Source organism: Paraburkholderia sp. J7, assembly GCF_905220155.1.
Taxonomy (GTDB): Bacteria; Pseudomonadota; Gammaproteobacteria; order Burkholderiales; family Burkholderiaceae; genus Paraburkholderia.
Genome location: NZ_CAJMYZ010000004.1, coordinates 295,357 through 314,993 on the forward strand (window position 1 = coordinate 295,357; position 19,637 = coordinate 314,993).

A 19,637-nucleotide genomic window follows, 5' to 3' on the forward strand; every position below is an offset into this window, starting at 1 on the left:
CCGCAAACATGAATTTCACGAGTGCCTCTCCCGGTCTTTGCGCCGCTGTCATGCTCGCCGCGGCGATTCTCGCGACGCTGATCCTGCGCGTGCTGATCGCGACCGGCTGGGCTTGGCGAATTGCGACGGACATTCCGAACCATCGATCGCTGCACACGTTGCCGACGCCGCGTGTGGGCGGGCTCGGCATCGTGCCTGTGAGCGCCGCATTCATGTTCGTTGCCGGCCACTCGCTGTGGCTGATCGTCGTGCTGACACTTGGATTGGCACTCGTCTCGCAGGTCGACGACCGCAAGGGATTGCCGGCGCGTGTCCGCTTCGCCGCGCATCTGGTGGCAGTCGTCGCGCTACTGGCCGTGTATCCGGCGCCCACGCCCGTCTGGCTTCTGGTACCGGTCGGTTTTTTGATGCTGTGGCTGATCAACCTCTACAATTTCATGGACGGCATCGACGGGCTGGCAGGCGGTATGGCGCTGTTCGGATTCGGCGCCTATGCGCTTGCCGCACTCGGCCACCCGCACGTGTCGCCCGAGTTGTCGATATCGGGTGCAGCGATTGCTGGCGCTGCGCTAGGCTTCCTGCTTCTCAACTTCCACCCGGCGAAATTGTTTCTGGGCGATGCAGGGTCCGTCCCGCTTGGCTTTCTGGCAGGTGCGCTCGGTTATTGGGGGTGGCGCGACGATGTCTGGCCGATCTGGTTCTCTCCGCTCGTATTTTCTCCGTTCATTGGCGATGCTTCGGTCACGCTTATCCGGCGTCTGTTGCGCGGCGAGAAATTTTGGCAGGCCCACCGCGAACACTACTATCAACGCATGGTTCGTCTCGGGACAGGGCACACGGTGACGGCACTGATTTGGTATCTGGTGATGTTTGTCGGCATAATGCTTGCCCTCTGGGCCTTGGGATGTTCGACGATCGTTCAATGGGAGATCGTCGCAGGTTGGGCTGTCGTTCTTTTTCTGATGGGCGCGGCAATCGACATGCGCTGGCGCCGTTTCCAGTCCCTTACCAGACAACCAGAGGTAGACGCCGATGCTTCGCACTAAAGCCTCCTGGCTCTCGTTCAGTGCCTTTCTGTTCGACTGCACTGCGGTGGGTGCCGCATGGCTGGCCGCCTATCTTTTGCGCTTCAATGCGTCGGTTCCGCCTGAATTCTGGCATGGCGCGCGCAGCAGTCTCGTCTGGGTGTCTCCCGTTTATGCAATCATGTTCCGCATATTCGGGCTCTATCGCGGCATGTGGGTGTTCGCGAGCCTGCCCGATCTGATGCGCATGTCGAAGGCGATCGGCGCGGCGGCGCTGATCGTGGTGATCGGTTCTGCCATGCTCCAGCCGGCGCCGATCATTCCGCGCTCCGTGCTGATCGTCTCGCCACTCCTATTATTCTTCATCATGGGAGGCGCGCGGGCGCTCTATCGTGCGACGAAGGAGTTCTACCTGTATGGCGGACTCGTCGCACAGGGGAAACCGGTGATTGTGGTGGGTGCCGGCGGCGCAGGTGCGAGCCTCGCGCGTGAGCTGTCGCGCTCGGCTGATTGGCGCCTCGTCGGGCTGCTCGACGACGACCCGGCCAAGCAAGGGCGCGAAATTTACGGCTACAAGGTACTGGGCCCGATCGGCGAGATCGCGCGCTGGGCGGAGGCGCTGCGCTGCGAGTTCGCAATAATCGCTATTCCATCAGCCTCGGCAGAAGTGCAACGTCATACCGCCACGCAATGTGTGCGCGCGGGCATGAAAGCGCTGCTGCTGCCGGCATTGACGGAACTCATGCCGGGCCAGGGCTTCCTCTCGCAAGTCCGCAACATCGATCTCGAAGATCTGCTTGGACGCGATGCGGTCGAAATCGACACGCCACACGTTGAGGCGCTGCTCAGCGGCCGCGTCGTCATGGTGACGGGCGCCGGTGGCTCGATCGGATCGGAGTTGTGCAGGCAGATTCTGCGTTTTGAGCCCGCGCAGCTGGTCGCGCTCGATTTATCCGAATACGCAATCTACCGGCTGACCGAGGAAATTCGCGAGCGTTTCCCCGATCTTGCCGTAGTCCCGATCATCGGGGACGCCAAAGACGCGCTTCTTCTCGACCAAGTCATGGCGCGCTACACGCCCCATATCGTGTTCCATGCGGCCGCATACAAGCATGTGCCGCTCATGGAAGAACTCAATGCTTGGCAGGCGATTCGCAATAACGTGCTTGGCACTTACCGCGTAGCTCGTGCAGCGCTCAAGCACCAGGTGCGGCATTTCGTTCTCATCTCGACCGACAAGGCAGTCAATCCGACGAACGTGATGGGCACGAGCAAGCGCCTTGCGGAGATGGTTTGCCAAGCGTTGCAGCAGTCCAGCGAGCGCACCCATTTCGAAACCGTACGCTTTGGAAACGTGCTGGGCAGCGCAGGCAGCGTGATTCCGAAGTTCCAGCAGCAGATCGTAAAGGGTGGCCCGGTGACGGTCACGCACCCGGAGATCACGCGCTTTTTCATGACCATTCCCGAGGCATCGCAGCTCGTGCTGCAGGCGTCGAGCATGGGGCACGGTGGCGAGATTTTCATTCTCGACATGGGCAAGCCCGTCAAGATTGTCGATCTTGCGCGCGACCTGATTCGTCTCTATGGATTCACCGAAGAGCAGATTCGAGTGGTTTTCACGGGTCTTAGACCGGGCGAAAAGCTTTACGAAGAACTGCTTGCGGACGACGAAGCCACGACGCGCACCCCGCATCCAAAACTGCGTATTGCCCGTGCTCGCGAGGTGCCGGGCAACTTGCTCGACGAGTTATTGCCATGGCTCATGCAACACCGCATACCCGGCGACGACGAGGTCCGGCGCGATTTGCGCCGTTGGGTGCCGGAATATCAGCCATCAAGTGCGCCGAAGCTGCAAAGTGTGGGCGGCAGCGCGGGAAGAGTCGCTGGCTGAGCAGTCAGGCAGAACGATGCGGCCGTTTTGCCTGCGATGTGCCGGGTGGTGCGCCAGCCCTAGCGACCGGCGAGGCGTTCGAACCCGTCGGCGCCCGTTCAAACGAGGTTCAAGGTGCGGCGTGTGCGGGTGAGGTAATTGACAATCTGGTCGACACATTCTTCGACACGGCTTTCTTCCGTACGCAGGGTGAGTTCCGGGTGGGTCGGCGGATGATACGAGGAATCGACACCCGTAAATTGTGAAATTTCACCATTGCGTGCTCGCCGGTAGAGGCCTTTGGGGTCGCGCCGTTCGCAGACTTCCAGCGGCGTGTCAACAAACACCTCGACAAACGAGTCAGCGCCGATAATTTTCCGTGCGCTCTCGCGATGCTCTGGTTCGGGAGAAATGGTCGCCGCGACGACGACAAACCCTTCCTTGCAGAAAAGTGCCGCCACATGGGCGACGCGGCGAAGGTTTTCTGAACGTTCTGCTTCGCTGAAGCCGAGATCTGAATTGAGGCCCGTACGCAGCACGTCGCCGTCGAGCATCGTTGCGTGAAGTGCAAACGTTTGCATTCGATTGACCAACGCGCTCGCGATGGTCGACTTGCCCGCCCCGGACATCCCGGTGAGCCATATCACAACCCCCGCCGACGTTTTTGTTTCCACGTGCACTGCCTCAATCCAAAACAAGACTGATCACTAGTCTAGCTTTCCAATCGTCATCTGTAACCTCGACGTAATAAGCCGAAACAAAGTTGCAGGCTTGTAACTCTATGTGATGGCGGGCGCTTGAGGAAGGTCGTTTGCCGACGTCCCGTCATTGCACGCAAACCCATTGGGCTTCTTTTGTTGCCAGAGGTGGTGATCGACGTTTTGGGCTCGCTTCAACCAATTGACACGCGGCCTGGGCCTTTGAGGTGATGAGCGATTTTATGGCGCTCGTGTCGCCCAGCAAATCCTCAAGTCAAGTATTGAGGCGCTGTCAGGCACGCCATGTGCTGCCAATGCCGCCATATCCAACACTTCGAATACCAGCAAATCGATGCAATCCACGGAAAAACCAAAAAAAAAGTCATCGTCGAGGGATCAATGGGCACTGCTCGCATTCGCGCGCTTCCTGCTTGCCTTCTGCGTTGTGATGACCCACTCGGGTATCGTTGCCCCCGACTATTTTTTTGCAAGGCATTTCGGCGCCACAGGCTATCCGGCAGTATTTGGCTTTTTCATGATCAGCGGCTATAGCATCGCAGCTAGTCTTGCATCGCGCCCGGAAGGCTATGTTGCTCGCCGTCTGCTGCGTATTTACCCCACCTACCTGTGCGCCCTGGCTTTCTCAGTCGCCATACTCATTCCAGGGCCGCTGCATTTGCCGCTCGGGCAGGTGCTCGTGCTGGACAACTGGAAGACCATCCTTTCCAACGTGTTCATGCTGCAAGGGGTACTTACGGAATCCATTACGTCGAACGGCGCAGTGTGGTCGCTGGCCGTTGAGTGGTGGTGTTATATGGTTGCCATTCCACTGATTCGCGTGAGCATAAAATGGACGTTTATCCTCATTGCAGGGTCGTTCACGGCCCTGATGATTTACATGAGGGCACACGGATACCTGTTCGGGAACTCAGACATGCCCCTCAACGGTATGGCGATGCTCGCGCTATCCTGGGGTTGGTTGACCGGCTTCCTGTTTTACCGTAGACGGTCAATGGTGACTTTCGCGGCCATGCTACTGCTGCCGCTCATCATGTTCGAGGTGGGATTTCGTCTGCCGCTGGCGTCGGTGATCATCGCCGCAACTGCCGCGGTGGTTTATTTCTCGAAGGAAATACGCATCAAGTGTCAGTTGATCAAGCGCGTGATGCAATGGCTCGGAAACATGTCATATCCGCTCTATCTCTTCCACCCGCCGCTGCTGTATGTACTGACGTCGCACGGCATCATCAAGAACGGTAATGTGTTGATTGTCGCGGTCGTGATTGTTGTATCGATCGGCTACTTCATCGGCAGTCGCGTGATGGACTTCATTATCGAACGCTTTGGCACAACGAACGACCGCGATCCCAATCCGTCGGTATCGTCAGCGACTTGACGGTAGTGGGCACATCACTATCGATAATTAGTCGAATTGCGCGGTGCTGCTCGCACCGTGCAACATCGGTCAGCCTTGCTCAAATCCGCCCGGATTCTTCTCTTGCCAGCGCCAGTGATCAACGCACATCTGCTCGATCCCGAACTGTGCCTTCCATCCAATGAGGCGTTCCGCTGCACGCGGATTCGCATAGCATTCGCCAATATCGCCAGGTCGCCGTGCCACAATCTCATAAGGCACGGGCCGCCCCGAAGCCTGCTCGAACGCCTTCACGACTTCCAGCACGCTATAACCGCGACCGGTCCCGAGATTCACGACAAAGCCTTCGCCGCGCGAACCGAGTGCATCGATCGCCTTGAGGTGGCCCTTGGCCAGATCGACGACGTGAATGTAGTCACGCACGCCCGTCCCATCGGTCGTCGGATAATCGCCCCCGAAAACGCGCAACTTCTCGAGCTTGCCGACCGCCACTTGCGCAACATACGGCATGAGGTTGTTCGGAATGCCGGCCGGATCTTCGCCGATCAGTCCGCTTTCATGCGCGCCCACCGGATTGAAATAGCGCAGCACGGCGATTCGCCACGACGGGTCCGAAATCTCGACATCGCGCAAGATCTGCTCCGCGATGAGCTTCGACTGACCGTAGGGGTTGGTCGCGGAAAGCGGAAACGATTCGTCGATCGGCGAGCGCTCGGGCACGCCATACACCGTGGCCGACGAACTGAATACGAACTGCTTCACGGCGTGCTGGCGCATGACGTCGAGCACGACCAGCAGGCCGTCCACATTGTTGCGGTAATAATCAATAGGTTTCGCGACCGACTCGCCCACGGCCTTGAGCGCCGCGAAATGGATCACCCCGGTGATGCTATGCGCTTCGAAGATGCGCGAGAGGGCAGCCACGTCGCGCACGTCGGCCTCATAAAAGACGACCGGCTTGCCGGTGATCTGCTCGACGCGCTTGAGCGATTCGCTGCGGCTGTTCACGAGATTATCGACGGCGACCAAGTCATAGCCGTCATTGAGCAGTTCGACGCAGGTGTGAGAGCCAATATAGCCTGCGCCGCCAGTGACGAGGATGGTGCCCTTTGAATTCGTCGCAGTCATACCGTGTTCGTTCCCGTGAAAGCCAGACTCAATCAAAACGTCGACCCGGTAATTTCCCGAATCAGTTCCCGGTAGCGTTGTACCACAACGCGCTCGTCGAATTCTTTCTCGATTTTTTTTCGGCCACGCGCGGCCATGGCGGCGCGCGCGGCGTCACCCAGGTCGAGCATGCGCGCGAGCGCATGCTGGAGCGAGTCTGCGTCGCGCGCTCCGCACAGCAGGCCGTTCACGCCGTCGGCGACCACTTCACGGCAGCCGGGCACGTCGGTGGCCACGATCGGCCGGCCCATCGCGCTCGCCTCCATCAGCGTGCGCGGTACGCCTTCGCGGTACGATGGCAGCACGACGCAATCGGCATCGGCGATGTAGGGGCGCACGTCGGCAGTCTCGCCCAAGTATTCGATCACGCCTTCGCGTTCCCACGCCGTCACATCTTCGCGTGAAATTGCGCTCGGATTGTCCACGCCCACTGGGCCGAGCAACTGAAAGCGCGCATGCGGATAGCGCGTGCGCAGCGCCCGCGCGGCCTCGACATATTCGCCTACGCCTTTGTCCCACAGCAATCGGCCAATCAAAACGAAGGCAAATTCTGTGCGCACGGGCAGCGACGTGAACGGGAAGTCTTCGAGGTCGACGCCTTCGCCGTGGAGAAGCCGGGCGCGCTCGGGATGCGCGAGGAGATTGCCGTCCTTGAAGGTGGCTTCGTCGTCGCGATTGAGGAACCAGACTTCGCGCGGGAAACGAAATGCGAAACGGTAGAGGCGCTTGGCGACTTCCGCGGCGCGGCTCTTCTGGATGAATACGTAACCCAAGCCGGTCGTCACCGCGACAGAAGGCACGCGTGCTAGCCAAGCGGCGATCGAGCCGTAGATGTTGGGCTTGATCGTGTAATGGAAGACGACGTCGGGCCTGAGCGCGCGATAGTGGCGATAGAGCGCAAGTAGTGTCCACAGGTCGTGGAGCGGGTTCGTGCCTTTCGATGCCACCGGCAAGTCGATGCAGCGGCAGCCCATTTGCTCGAGCGGTTCGAATGTGCGGTCGCGCGGGGCGATGATGGTGACCTGTGCGCCTCTTTGTGTGAGCGCACGCAGGAGGCCGCGGCGGTAGGTGTAGATCGCCCAGGCCGTGTTGCAGACGAGGGCGATGCGCAGAGGATAGGCGAGGTCGGCTTGACGAGGCGCGACCGCGGCCGGGCTTTTGCTGGTTGTCACGAAGGTAATGGCGGTATTCAGTGGGAGTGGACGGCTGTGCCCGAAGAACCGGCAGTTTACCGAGGAATGGCAGGCTCGCGCGGAAGACAGCTTTGGAGGTCAGTTCAAAAAGCCGGCTCCGCTCGTTTGAATATGTTCCAGTAGACGGTGACGTCGTGACGGTCTGCGTCGGTCAATGTCAAACTGCCCGGTACTCCGTTGGCGTCTGCGAGGATGTGGTGCTTCGAACCCGGTCGCGCGCGATCCGTCGGGGTTGGCCCGGTTTTTCGCCCGCCCCAACAGCCCGCACAGAGGAAGAATCGACGGCAGCATACGAAAGTCCAGTTGCCCGGATTCGCGCAGTTTGTCGAGCAGCAGCGCATGCAGCCTGTTCCAGCGCCCGCCTTCAGCCATGCGTCCAGGCGACGCCAGCAGGTCGCGCCCGCGCCAAACTCCAGTGCGCTCGGCAAGTGGTTTCATCGCATCCCGGTGCGTAACACGAACAGGACGCCATTGAGCGCTGCCCGGTCCGACACACGAGGTCGGCCTCGACGTTCGTTGTTTCGACGCTTCGGCTTCGGCACTGACGGTTCGATCAGTGTCCACAATTCGTTGTCAATGATCGGCGCCTGCATCCCCTCGGTCTCCGTTGTCTGGACGGCTGAGGTTAACTTCGTTCTCGGAAAGTAAACAGCCGCTTACAGGAATTTTTTTGAACTGGCCTCTTACTTTCGGGCAGGCTGGTCGGCTCGACGGCCGACGCCTCGGACGCGGGTTTCTGGTGCCGCCCGCAACTCCACGTGCGCCGCAAGCTTCTCGCCGCAAGCTGCACAGCAAACGTGCCCCGAAGAAAAAGCGCCCGCTTATGCGGGCGTTCGAGAGTCAGGTCGCTGGCGCGGTCGCTGCCCGCTTCTTCCTGAAGATCCGGCGCGCCGGATAGTCGACCGCATACAGGGCGATTAGCGACACCAGAAACGCCGAGCCGAGCGTGATGGCCGATCTGTTCGATCCGAAGGTCAGCGCGACCAGAAATGACGGGAAATGAAACAGGTAGAGCGGGTAGGACCAGTCGCCCAAGAAATTCAACGATGCGATAGCCCTTTTTGAGAAGCCTCTTCTGCTTTCGCTAAGAATCAAAACGAAGGCCGTGATGAACATCGGAACGCCGGGAGAGTGCTGAATCGTGAGGGCAAACAGAGCTGGCGCAAAGAGGACGGTGAACCCTGACGCGGTGCCGCGCAGCCGGTAATACACGAAGCCCGTAAGCCAGACCCAGGAGAGTGCGGCAACCGGGATTGCATCCGGAAAACAACCGATGCAGCCTATGCCCGGGCCCGGTTCGTGCAGATGGATGAAAAGCACAAATGACGCCGCCATCCAAACCAGAAGAATTTTGTTCGAGAGACGATTCAGCGCTGGAGCGATCATATAGTGCCACCACTCGCCCGAGATCGACCAAATCGGGCCAATCGTTGCAATAGGAGGACTGATGATCGTCTGTAGCATCAGCAAGGATGCCACGATTTGCAGTACGTCCGGAACCGACGCTATCTGCGGCGCGACTGGCCATGCGAAACCCGTCGGAGATAGTGAAAATATCGCCAGCCCAAATGCGATGGCTGCCAGATAGAGCGGCCAGATTCGCAGTACGCGTCGACGACAGAAACCCGCGCTTTCACGATCCAGACTAGCCGCAATGCTATAGCCAGAAAGGATAAAGAATCCAAATACTGCACTGAGAGGATTCAAGTATCCGTCACCGAAGATTCGGTAGGGATCTGGTCGTATAAAGAGGGAGAAATGCCCGAGTACGACGATCGCCGCGAGGAAAAATCGCAGTCCGGCGAGAATAGCCCAATGCGTTTCGGTGGTAGTCGATGGACTCTTCATCGTAGGAAAATTTAGCCTGCCTCGCCAGCGAGTATAACCGCAGTCACTTCCCCACCACTTTCTACGCAGGGAGGCAGCACCGAAAAACAGGACGCCTGCTCGAACCGGTAGCCTGCATCGCTTGCGTGGACGCCGTCGACGTACATCATCCACCTTGCGTAAGCATGCGATTCCGAGTGGGGAACAGCGAGCGATCACGCGGCTGCCCTGACTGCGCAACGAGTGTCTTCACTCGCGTGACCGATGATTCAACGCTCGACAGTTGCTTCACGCAGATACAGAAGGCCGGCGATATGCAATTCTCCGCATTGCACTTTTAACGGCCGGTTCAGCAAACTTTGCAATGACCCAACCAACAGTAATGACAAGCGCCATTCCTACTATCGCTACGACCGTTGGCGGCATGAATGAAACGTGCGCACGCAGCTTGAGCATCGTCGATACCATCATGTTTTGATGGACCAGATAAAGCGGATAGGAAACGAATCCCATGAATACAAGTATCGGATTCCCGAAGAATTTCCGGGCTGACGGTATCGCACATGACATCGGGATAAGGCACATTAGCAGCGTGCCCATGACCATGCCGCCCAACACGTGTCCGATTCCTGGGTTACTGCATCCGAGCATCAGGCCTGACGTCAGTCCAAGGAAAAATGACAACGCGAACAACCATGGATTACGTGAAATCATATAGCGCGAAAATACAGCACCACATGCAAACATGCCGTAATAAATGGAGTCACTCAGGCCGTAAGACATGAACTTCGCATAGACCACGTCAGCCCGCGAGGCGACGTAGTGCCACGCCGGGATCGTTTCGAGGAACGGCACCGAGTGCATGAATCGGATGTAAAGGCCGACGATATAGAAAGCGATCAATGCCCCGATTGCCTTTCGCGCACCGAAAAGGAAGTAGACGATTCCAAAGAAGACGTAAAAACGCATCTCCACATAGAGGGACCAAAACGATCCCTCGAGGATCGGTTGCGGACGCTGCAACAAGTCGCCGATCCATTGTGGTTCGATGAACGTGAGACCGGGGATGAGGCTCGCCAGCGTCGGGGTGCCGAGCGGACGTTCGTGGAAAATACCTGCTGTGCAATAGACGATCAATGAACAGATCAACATCGCTGGAAACAGTCGAAGCCACCGTCGACGCATGAATTCCCAAAAGCCTTTGCACTTCTCAAGCGTGATAAGAATTACGTATCCGGAAATAAAGAAGAAGAGCTGGACCGCCAGATAGGAGTACAGGATTGGTGGTGCAAATGCTACGCGGTCCGAAAACGGCGAGACGATGGCCGGATTGTGGAACATGACGGACCACGGTCCGAGAGCGTGGTGAAAAAGGACGAGCAAGATCGAGACGCCTCGAAGTCCATCAAGGAATGCGAGGCGCTGTCTATGGCTATTGCCCTCGAGGGACGGTAATGTCATTGGGCTTTTCGAGTGTGTATTTACCATGAAGACTCAAGTGATCTTGCAGTTTCGCGACCGTCTCGCCAGTTCAGTTTGCTTGAGGCTGCGTTCCTGCCCTATAAGGATCGAAGTTATCCTCCCGGTAGGAGCCGTCGTAACCAGGCTAGTAAGCATAGGTGCTCCCGGCGTCGCAGCCGCCTGCAGACCGAGCAAACCGCTCAACAAACGCTCGCGCAAACTCCGGTAGCACGGCCCAGACCGTGTGCGATGTAAGTATTTTGTTAGGTATTTTGAGGTAACAGGAGTATAGCGCGTCATTTGCCAAGCAACTTTTGCAGGATTGGCAGCGGCGTCGGGGGGGCGGTTTGCCTTTTTCAGGGCATGGCCCGGATCGTTCGGACGCACGCGATTCGATGAGACCAGTTTGAAATCCCACAGTTCGCAGGGCCTGCACACATGATAGGTCGGTCGAATCGCGAGATTTTGGATTGTGGTGAACCGGCGGATCGTCGCGACAAATTCGTTAGTCAGCGGAATCTCGAAACCCGGCTCGCAGATCGGGGTTGGGACGGCAAATGTGGCAGGCTCTCTCGTGGAGGGGGCTATGTCTCTCTTCACGCTTCAATCGCACGAAGAAGACGCCGTCGAGACGGATTTACCTGCCCGTGAGCGCAGTCTTCAATTTGCGTAATGGAGCTGTCACGCGCCAACTCGTTGAAGCGTGCAATTTCGACAGCCTCTCCTGCAACTCATCGACTCGCATGTCGCGAATGTGGAGTTGCTCTTCCATGGCAAGCAGCCGCTGGCTGGTCTCGGCGAACTGGCCACCAAGAACTTTTAACTGTTTGTTGACGTCGCCTAGCATCTCGGTCTTGCTGCGCAAGTCTGATTCGATCTTGCCAATATGCGCGCGAGCCTCGGCCAGCTCGATCTCCTTCGACATCGCCGTCTCGAATGCCTCTTCGTCGAACTCGTCCGTCGAACGGACCATTGGCGCCGGGTAGCGATAGACGAGATGAGGGTAGGCCTGTTCTGCGTGTAATCCAATTGTCTGAATCATGTCCTCAACTGCTTCGAGCGCGCCAAGGCAGGTTGCCTGCAGAGGGTCGTCGAAGGCAAGGTAACCGCCGGCGGGATGCATCTTGGGCCGCACGGCCGCGACCGCAAACTTCACTGCGGGGTAGATGTCGCAATCGATATGTGCCAGCGTGACCGCACTGATCTTCTCCAGGAGTGCGGGCGCCGTGTCTTCGAACAAGCCTTGGACGGGCGTGAGATTCGTCAGCTGATGCTCTTCCACAAATGCGCGGAGTTTGACAAGCGACGCGTCATTGAAATCACCCGCAATATGGAGGTCACGCTCCTGATCGGTCTCGGGCATGCCCGCAAAGGTATCGAGCGCATAGATTCGGGCTTTCATCCCGAGCCGGCGTGCGACGTTCGCCATGAATACTGCCGAACCGCCCTTGTAACTTCCGAATTCGACGATGTCGCCGTCAGCCCCGGCGAGACCATACTTCATGATCAGGAAGAGGTTCATCAGCTTGTGCTCGGCGACCAGAGTCAGGCCGCGCGCGAGTTCCATACTCTCCTGATAGACGGGATCTTGTGCGATTGCACGTGCGAACCCGTCTTCTTCGGAAAGCCCCCAGGAACGAATATACCCGGCGGTTACGTTCCTGCCAGCGACAATGTTTTTCGACGTGTTGATGTGGAGCCTGGCAAGCGCGCGGTCGAGCGCGGGTCCGTACGATTGATTTCTGACGAGCGAGATTGCCGCGAGATGAGAATTCATGATTTCTACTATCTGGAATGGCGGTTCACAAAGACAACTGAATGGCGAGGATATTACCTCAGATCATCGTGCAAGCTCGCGCAGCGAATTACGTCCAACAGAGTATCCCGCCAGTTCAGCACGTTCAGATAGCGCTGTTGCAGAGGCAGCGTGGACACGATCTGCCGCCGCGGCTTCGTCGCGGTGATGCCGCGTCCATTCAGTTCGCAGTTCAGCCCAAGTTCCCTAAAATTTTCACACTCGTAGCTTGCTGCGCGTTCACTCACGAAAATCGCCTCGGCGGTGGGCGTCGCGAGCTCTTCGGTGCCTCACATAGGGCGAATGTAAATTTGTTAAGCCGCGCGCAGGCGCCTAATCCACCTTACTTAAACCGTCGCGGACACCGGCCGGATCTTCGCCGATCAAGCCGCTCTCGTGTGTCCCCACCGGATTGAAATAACGCAGCACGGCAATGGTTGAACAGCGCGAGCAGCGTGCGCAAGTCGTCGCGCGGGTTCGTACCTTTCGAAGTCACTGGCAGCGCGATGCAACGACAGCTCATTTGTTCGAGCGGTCTGAACGTGCGGTCTTGTGGTGCGATCACGGAGACTCGCGCGCCGGACTGCGTGAGCGTGCGCAGGAGGCCGCGGCGGTAGGTGTAGATCGCCCAGGCCGTGTTACAGACAAGAGCAACGTGGAGGAGGGCGGGCGCGGCCGGTTTGCAGGGCGTTGTCGTTGGTGCGGAAGTTCACAGGCGGGGCGATCCGGAGCGTGGCTGAATGCGTGCGGTGCGCACATACGCGCTGGAACCGGCGTGTTTGGTGCGGTGTGCAGCATTCTAACCGAGCGCAGACCGTCCTCGCGGACACGTTAGATTGCCTGAAGGAATTCGCGTCCATCGCGCAGTTCGACAGACGTCGGAATTCAGGCGCCCCCGACAGGCAGTTTTTGCAGGATCGCTTCGACGCAGTCCTGCTTGCTCATCTGAGCCGTCTGCACATGGACATCATGGAACGCGGGCGGCTCATAAACCGAGCCGATGCCGGTGAACTGGCGGATAGCACCTTGGCGGGCTAGTGCGTAAAGGCCTTTTACGTCACGTGCTTCCGCAACTTCGATGGGCGTGTCGACGAACACTTCAAAGAACTCGTTCTCATTGAAGAGGGCGCGTGCTGATTCACGTGCTGCGCGAATCGGCGAAATGGTCGCGACGATCGCAATCAGACCGGCGTTGACCATGAGCTTTGCCACCTCGGCGGCTCGGCGGATGTTTTCACCGCGATCGGAGTCGGAGAAACCGAGATCGCTGTTCAGGCCGAGACGGAGGCTGTCGCCATCGAGCAGTGCGGTATGCAGGCCACGCGCATGTAAGCTCTGCTCAAGCAGATTAGCGAGGGTGGATTTGCCTGCGCCGGATATCCCCGTCATCCAGACAACGAATGCTCGTTGCCCTTTGATCCGCGCGCGTTCCGATGGCTGAATGCTCGTCTGGCTTTCGACGACGATCTGCGCTGGCTCTCGTTTCATGTGGCGTTGTGTTCTTCGCGCTTTCTGCGCCTGGGCGCTTGCGCGATCTGAATCTAGTTTTGCTGCGCTGGCAACACTCTCGTGGCGACGATGGGCGACCGGGAAAGCGTGCGTTGCTGCACGTGGGCGGTGATGTGCTGCGCGATGGCAGACATGGTTAGAGCAGCCGGGGCGGGGACATCTCGCCCTGGTAGCGCGGTTGATAGTAAAACAAGAAGGATTGATGGCGCCAGAACGCTGAAGCTGTCATCGAGCGGGTGATAGGCATCGCCGCGTTGCGACGCATGCGCCAACGCACTAAGGGCATCCGTCTGGAAGACGTCGTATTCGGCGCAAAACAGATAATCGGGTCGTGAGGGCTTGTAGAATGATAGCGCGGTCGCGTGCCGGGATGCGAAAAAGCGTCCCGGCAAACGGTGTCGCCGGGGCATTGTATCCCGTTGCCCGCTTTCTCCGCTGCGAACTGCTCATGGCGACGCCAGACTCTCTCTCGCCGGTGCGATGGTCCTCTCGCATATCGCGGCGTTGCGTTAGGTGCGAGAAGGTGGCTGACATGTTGCTTCAATCGCAGGCGAAGGCTCGGTGTTGCGTTGTCTATGCCGTAGGTGCAGTCCTCATCCCCGCAGCAGTCACATTCGAATTGCGTCCAGCACGCTCTCTCACGACTGCTCTATCGCCAGCGAGCCGAACTCAAACGCGGTGCGCTGCTTGTGCTCAGCCGCCTCTTTGCGTGCTCGCTCACGGCAACGTCTCGGTGGTCGGCGTCGCCATACTCTTCGGTGCCTTGCTTCAAACGATCGCCTTGCTCGCGGCTCAGTCTGGTGCCACACCGAATGCCATAGCCGTCGCCGAGAGACTGCCCTGGACTCCCTCGTTCACCCCTGCCCTTGAAGCTCAGCGTTCGGGAGAGTCGTTGGTATCCGTGCGTTCGGCAATCGCCGCGAGAACGGCCAGCATGGTCGCGTAGAAAGAAACCGTACTCTTCAGGTCGAAGGTCTCGACCGTCAGTCCGAAGACGAAGAACATCAGGGCAAAGGACAGGCCCATGAGCGCCGTGCGCCGCGTCGTCCTCGATGCGGACTTGAGCTTCGCCGCGAAAAAGACCGCCGGCACGATGTAGATCGCAAGCAGCGCGAGGCCGCCCACAATGCCGTAGTTGGCCATGTAGGCGAGCAGCTGGTTGTGCACTTCGCCCTCGCCGAATGCCGCCGCCGTGGGTGTGAGCGCGCCTTGCTTCGCCATCAATGTCATCTTGTCCCGAAACCCGTCGCCACCGAGGCCAAGAACCGGATGTTCGGCGATCAGCGTGGATGCTGCCTCATAGAGCTGCAGACGGATGCCAACCGACGTGTCGCGGTGGCCTTGCGTGTACTGCGTCAGGTCGGAGGACACGCCGTTGACGCGCTCGCGCACGGTCCCCGAAAGTCCGTACACGAGCCCGAGCAACACCGTAACGGTCACCGGCATCAGCACCTTCCAGTGAAGCGCCTTGTTGCGGCCGAGCTCCCACACAATCAGCAAGGCAACCAGCGGAATTGCCGCCCAGCCGCCGCGCGCTCCTGAAAGCAGCGAAGCCGCGAGGCCTGCAAACAGTCCCGCGATCTTGAGTGCGCGCCAGAGCGCCGAATCCTTGCGCCACCAGTTGATCGCAATTGCGGACAGCACGCCGAGCGCGAGCGCGAGATCGCCAAAATGGATCGGGTTCAGGAACGCACTGCCGATGCGGCCATCGCCCCAATCGCGCGGCATGAAGAGGGCCAGCGCCAGCGCGGATAGGGCGCCCAGCGTAAAGGAGAGGTCCGCCCAGACGAAAATTCGCTGCGGCGCGCGCCGCAGTGCCAGAAAAATCGGGATCGCGAGCAGGAACCGCGACGGCGAATCCCAGGTCCGGAACAAAGGATGCCCATGCGAGAGCGTACTGAGGGCCACGGCGCAAACGGGACCGCACAACGCAATGCAAAACGCGAGTTCGTGACGCTCAAGTGGCGCATACCCATAGGGTGCGCCTGAGGGCCGCCAGCACAGCGCCGCTAGTGCAATGACGCCCGCTCCGATGGAGACGGCGCTCGAGGCGCCTTGCACGAGCATGGCGAGGGAGGGAAAAGCGAGCAGGAAAGCCGCGGTCAGCCAGTCGCCGGGCACGGTGCGTCGGGAATCAATCGTAACTGCTGTGGGCATCGCTATACTGCTGTTGTCTGTAAGGGCGGGTTATTTGCACTACGTCCCCGTGTTACGTCCTCACTGCGCAGCCTTGTGGGCGAGGAGCATGACGCGAAACCCGCTATTGTACGCGTAGATGTTTCTTGCTCGCGGTTGCCCCCGTAATCGGCGCACTATGTTGGTGATCACCGTCGGGCCGATAAAAATCGGGAGCAAACGCGATGTGTGTAGTCTACAGCGTCCGTGCGGAGGGGCGCGCATCGCCCGTTGGTATGACGATTCGCTGCACCTCGAGCCCCGTTGGGCTACACTGCGCGCGCCGCGCATGTTTCCAGTTTCGCCCGACCCTCAGCCATGCTTCGTTCCCTTGCCGCCCTCCTGATCTTCCAGTGTCTCGGCGAGAGCGTGTCCTACGTGTTCTCGCTACCCGTGCCCGGTCCCGTGATCGGCATGCTGCTCCTCTTCGCCTTCGCGTTGATGAGGCCCGCCGCCGTAGTGGCCATAGAGCCTACTGCACTCGAATTGCTGCGGCATCTTTCTCTGCTTTTCATTCCGGCGGGCGTGGGCATCATGGTGTCCGCGCAGGCGGTGCGCGGCGAGGCGCTTGCCGTGATCGCGAGTCTTCTCGTGAGCACGACGCTTGGCATCGCCGTGACCGCGATTGTCACGCGCGCATTGTTGCGTCGCCAGCTGCGAAGCACGACGGCTGGAGAGGGCGCATCGTGAACAGCCACCTGCCCATGACGAAGCTCGACGCGATCTGGGTTTATCTCGCCGCCACGCCGCTGCTCGGTTTAACGGTAACGCTCGTCGCCTATCTCATCGCCATCAACATCTATGCGCGTGCGAAGCACAATCCGCTCGCGAACCCAGTGCTCATCGCCGTCGCGCTCGTCGTTGTCGCGCTCAAGGTCACGGACACGCCGTATCGCACCTATTTCGAAGGCGCTCAGTTCGTGCACTTCCTGCTCGGCCCCGCCACGGTCGCGCTCGCACTACCGCTCTATCGCCAGTGGGACAAGCTCAAGCGCGGCGCGCTGCCATTGCTTGGCGGGCTCGTTGCGGGCTCGCTCACGGCGATCGTGTCCGCGGTCGGCGTTGCGAAGCTGTTCGGCGCTTCGCATCAGACCATTGCGTCGCTCGCGCCGAAGTCTGTCACCACGCCGATTGCCATGGCCGTCGCCGACAAGATTGGCGGCATCCCGTCGCTTACTGCCGTGCTCGTGATATCGACGGGCGTGTTTGGCGCGGTGACCGCGCGCTGGATTCTCAACGTCATTCGCGTGCGTGAGGCCGAGGTACGTGGCTTTGCGATCGGCGTGGCGTCGCATGGCATCGGTACTGCGCGCGCGTTTCAGGTGAGCGAGGAGATGGGTGCATTCTCCGGGCTCGGCATGGGCCTTAACGGTGTTTTTACCGCCTTCGTTGTGCCGGTGCTGTTGCCCGTGCTGCTGCGCTGGATTTAGGTCGAGCGGTTCGCAAACAGCGCCCGTTTCATCTTCTGCAGCGTGCGATACGGCGTCACGAAGTGCAGCAGGCTCTTCGCAATGCCTGCCCAGTCGCGCCAGTTCAGCACGTTCAGATAGCGCAGTTGCAGGCGCAGCGTGGAGACGATCTGACGCCGCCGCTTCGTCGCGCTGATGCCGCCTTCATTCAGCTCATAGTACAGCCCAAGTTCCGGCAGATTCGCGCACTCGTAACGCTCCATCAGCCGCAGAAACAAGTCGAGGTCCTCGGCGGCCGGATACTGCACACGATAGTTGCCCACAGCAAGCACAGCATCGACGCGCAACATCACCGACGGATGCACGAGCGGCGAGCGCATGAGCCGCGTGCGGCGCAGCGTGCGCGCATCGGCGCTCGGGCGCAGCATGAAAAGCGGCTCGCCCGCGCGATTGACCACTTGGGTCCACGTGCCGAGCGCTGCGAGCGCGGGCTCGGCCTGCATGCGCGCGCGTTGCTTCGCGAGGCGCTGGGGCGCGGCGAGATCGCCCGCGTCGATACGCGCCGCATAGCGAAAACCGCGCGCCGCAAGCGCGTCGACGCCCGCCTCCAGCGCGCGCTCGATGCCGCCGTTTTTCGCCATACGCAAGACTTCCACGCACATGCCAGGCACCGCGGGCACGACGATAGGCGGCGTGCTGCCATCGTCGACGACGAGCGCATAGATGGTGGCGTCCTCATCAAACGAAGCGAGCGTGCGCGCGACGTCGTCTTGCCCGTTGTACGCGGGCATGAGCACGGCGACGTCGGCGAGGGCGCCTTCGCGTGCATCGCTCGCTGGGAGCGCGGCGGAATTCATCATGAAGCTAGCTTGAAGCGGATGTAATAGAGATTCACGCAGGCGGCCGCGAGATAGCCCGCCGCGAGCCCGCAAAGCGCGCCATACGAGCCAAGCCGCGGAATCGCAACGAGATTCACGGCGAACGCCACGGCGAGCGCGAGCAGCCATTTCGCGAGCAGCACGAACTTCGCCTGGTATTTGAGCACGACGAGGTTGCCGATGGCTTCGAGCCCCGCCGGCACCGAAAGCCATACGGCCCAGCGGAAGATGCCGATCGCGCCTTCGTAGTCCGGCCCGAACACGCGGCCGATGATGAAGCCCGCGAGCGCGTCGAGCACGAGCGCGCCCGCCACCATCAGCACGGCAGTCATCGCGAAGAGTCGCACGAGGTTGCGGCGCAGTTGCGCGGTCTGCTGCACGCGGTAGATGAAGGCGGGTGCGATGGTTTGCGAGAGCATGAGCGCGAGCGTGATCCAGTTCTCGTTGAGCTGCTGCGCGGCCGAATAGCGGCCGAGATCGGCGAACGAAATCGTGCGTTCGAGCATCAGGCGGTCGAGCTTCAGGAACAGATACATGCAGATGAGGCCGAGCCAGAACACCGTCCCCGCGCTCGCAAAATGCTTGAAGAGCGAGCGGTCCACGTGCCAGCCGAGCTTGCCGCCGTGGCGGTGCCGGAAGTAGAGCACGAGCGCAGCGCCAATCGCCGCCGATTCGAGCGCCCAGAGCCAGCCGAAGGTGGCGGGCGCGAACGCCGCGCGCGCGAGCAGGTAGACGAGCAGCGCCTTGATCACGGCCGTCGTCATGCTCGCGAGCAGCTGCGGCTTGCTGTACGTCATGCTCTGCAGCCAGGCGTTGATCACGCCCACGAACGGCTCGCGAAACAGCATCGTCACGGCGAGCCCGGCGAGCATGGCGCCGACGAGCGAGTCGGTCACGCCAAGCGCAATGCCGGCCCACGTGACAAGGAGCGCCGCCGCCGACACGCCAATGCGCAGCGCGAACGCGCTCCCGAGCACGGTGCCGAGTTGCGCGGGAGGTTTGTTGACGATGGTGGGCACGAGAATCTCGGCGCCGCAGACCCACGTGATGGGCGCGAGTACGAGCAAGAGCGTGTTGGCGTACTGCCACTTGCCGAATACGTCGGGGCCGAAATAGCGCGCGAGCACGCCGCTGATGACGATGGCCACCGCGATCTGCGTGACGCGCTCGAGGCCGAGCCACACGATGTTTGAAAACGCGCGCGCGACGTCCGGGTTGCCAAAGCGCTTGAGGCTCAGCATCGCGCCTCGCCATC

16 protein-coding genes and 2 pseudogenes are annotated in these 19,637 nt (G+C 60.1%); 5 read left to right on the forward strand and 13 right to left on the reverse strand.

Annotation, left to right across the window (positions count from 1 at the left end):
* Positions 1-8: 8 nt before the first annotated feature.
* Together U5A58_RS08810 and U5A58_RS08815 are read left to right on the forward strand one after the other, a co-directional pair.
* Positions 9-1,046, forward strand: coding sequence for a glycosyltransferase family 4 protein (locus tag U5A58_RS08810; RefSeq protein ID WP_321961152.1), 1,038 nt, complete (start codon positions 9-11; stop codon positions 1,044-1,046).
* A complete protein-coding gene (locus tag U5A58_RS08815) occupies positions 1,033-2,916 on the forward strand; it encodes a nucleoside-diphosphate sugar epimerase/dehydratase (protein WP_321961153.1) in 1,884 nt (627 codons plus the stop codon). The genes U5A58_RS08810 and U5A58_RS08815 overlap by 14 nt, the downstream gene beginning before the upstream one ends.
* A gap of 98 nt (positions 2,917-3,014) precedes the next feature.
* On the opposite strand, the gene cysC (U5A58_RS08820) is transcribed toward U5A58_RS08815, so the two are convergent.
* Positions 3,015-3,569 (reverse strand): adenylyl-sulfate kinase, encoded by a 555-nt coding sequence (cysC, locus tag U5A58_RS08820; protein ID WP_321961154.1) that lies wholly within the window; start codon positions 3,567-3,569, stop codon positions 3,015-3,017.
* A gap of 376 nt (positions 3,570-3,945) precedes the next feature.
* Between cysC (U5A58_RS08820) and U5A58_RS08825 the strand changes: the two genes are divergently transcribed.
* Entirely contained in the window at positions 3,946-4,989 is a 1,044-nt protein-coding gene (locus tag U5A58_RS08825) for an acyltransferase (RefSeq protein WP_321961155.1), read from the forward strand.
* A gap of 69 nt (positions 4,990-5,058) precedes the next feature.
* On the opposite strand, the gene galE is transcribed toward U5A58_RS08825, so the two are convergent.
* The 10 genes and pseudogenes from galE to U5A58_RS08875 all read right to left on the reverse strand — a co-directional run bounded on the left by galE (position 5,059) and on the right by U5A58_RS08875 (position 16,077).
* Positions 5,059-6,096 (reverse strand): UDP-glucose 4-epimerase GalE, encoded by a 1,038-nt coding sequence (galE, locus tag U5A58_RS08830; protein ID WP_321961156.1) that lies wholly within the window; start codon positions 6,094-6,096, stop codon positions 5,059-5,061.
* A gap of 32 nt (positions 6,097-6,128) precedes the next feature.
* On the reverse strand, positions 6,129-7,247 hold the full coding sequence (locus tag U5A58_RS08835; protein ID WP_321961242.1) for a glycosyltransferase family 4 protein: 1,119 nt from the start codon (positions 7,245-7,247) through the stop codon (positions 6,129-6,131).
* A gap of 206 nt (positions 7,248-7,453) precedes the next feature.
* Positions 7,454-7,921 (reverse strand): annotated as a pseudogene (locus tag U5A58_RS08840) (IS5 family transposase); the annotation flags it as partial.
* 247 nt (positions 7,922-8,168) lie between these two features.
* The gene (locus tag U5A58_RS08845; protein ID WP_321961157.1) at positions 8,169-9,176 is read right to left on the reverse strand and encodes an acyltransferase; all 1,008 of its coding nucleotides are present in this window, start codon (positions 9,174-9,176) and stop codon (positions 8,169-8,171) included.
* Positions 9,177-9,443: 267 nt separating this feature from the next.
* Positions 9,444-10,643, reverse strand: a complete 1,200-nt coding sequence (locus U5A58_RS08850; RefSeq protein ID WP_321961158.1) for an acyltransferase — start codon at positions 10,641-10,643, stop codon at positions 9,444-9,446.
* A 610-nt stretch (positions 10,644-11,253) separates the two neighbouring features.
* Positions 11,254-12,393: a TylF/MycF/NovP-related O-methyltransferase gene (locus U5A58_RS08855; RefSeq protein ID WP_321961159.1), complete on the reverse strand. Its 1,140-nt coding sequence runs from the start codon at positions 12,391-12,393 to the stop codon at positions 11,254-11,256.
* Positions 12,394-12,446: 53 nt separating this feature from the next.
* A complete protein-coding gene (locus U5A58_RS40835; RefSeq protein WP_415774195.1) occupies positions 12,447-12,659 on the reverse strand; it encodes a hypothetical protein in 213 nt (70 codons plus the stop codon).
* Between the two features lie 176 nt (positions 12,660-12,835).
* Positions 12,836-13,036 (reverse strand): annotated as a pseudogene (locus tag U5A58_RS08865) (glycosyltransferase family 1 protein); the annotation flags it as partial.
* Between the two features lie 260 nt (positions 13,037-13,296).
* Entirely contained in the window at positions 13,297-13,899 is a 603-nt protein-coding gene (gene cysC, locus U5A58_RS08870) for an adenylyl-sulfate kinase (RefSeq protein WP_321961160.1), read from the reverse strand.
* Between the two features lie 894 nt (positions 13,900-14,793).
* Positions 14,794-16,077, reverse strand: a complete 1,284-nt coding sequence (locus tag U5A58_RS08875) for an O-antigen ligase (RefSeq protein ID WP_321961161.1) — start codon at positions 16,075-16,077, stop codon at positions 14,794-14,796.
* Between the two features lie 336 nt (positions 16,078-16,413).
* On the opposite strand from U5A58_RS08875, the gene U5A58_RS08880 reads away from it, so the two are divergent.
* Together U5A58_RS08880 and U5A58_RS08885 are read left to right on the forward strand one after the other, a co-directional pair.
* Positions 16,414-16,785, forward strand: a complete 372-nt coding sequence (locus U5A58_RS08880) for a CidA/LrgA family protein (protein ID WP_321961162.1) — start codon at positions 16,414-16,416, stop codon at positions 16,783-16,785.
* A gap of 14 nt (positions 16,786-16,799) precedes the next feature.
* Positions 16,800-17,525, forward strand: coding sequence for an LrgB family protein (locus U5A58_RS08885; RefSeq protein WP_321961243.1), 726 nt, complete (start codon positions 16,800-16,802; stop codon positions 17,523-17,525).
* On the opposite strand, the gene U5A58_RS08890 is transcribed toward U5A58_RS08885, so the two are convergent.
* Together U5A58_RS08890 and U5A58_RS08895 are read right to left on the reverse strand one after the other, a co-directional pair.
* Positions 17,522-18,361 carry a glycosyltransferase gene (locus tag U5A58_RS08890; protein ID WP_321961244.1) on the reverse strand — a complete coding sequence of 280 codons (840 nt, stop codon included), beginning with the start codon at positions 18,359-18,361 and terminating at the stop codon, positions 17,522-17,524. The genes U5A58_RS08885 and U5A58_RS08890 overlap by 4 nt on opposite strands.
* Positions 18,361-19,623, reverse strand: coding sequence for an oligosaccharide flippase family protein (locus tag U5A58_RS08895; protein ID WP_321961163.1), 1,263 nt, complete (start codon positions 19,621-19,623; stop codon positions 18,361-18,363). The genes U5A58_RS08890 and U5A58_RS08895 overlap by 1 nt, the downstream gene beginning before the upstream one ends.
* Positions 19,624-19,637: the final 14 nt, after the last annotated feature.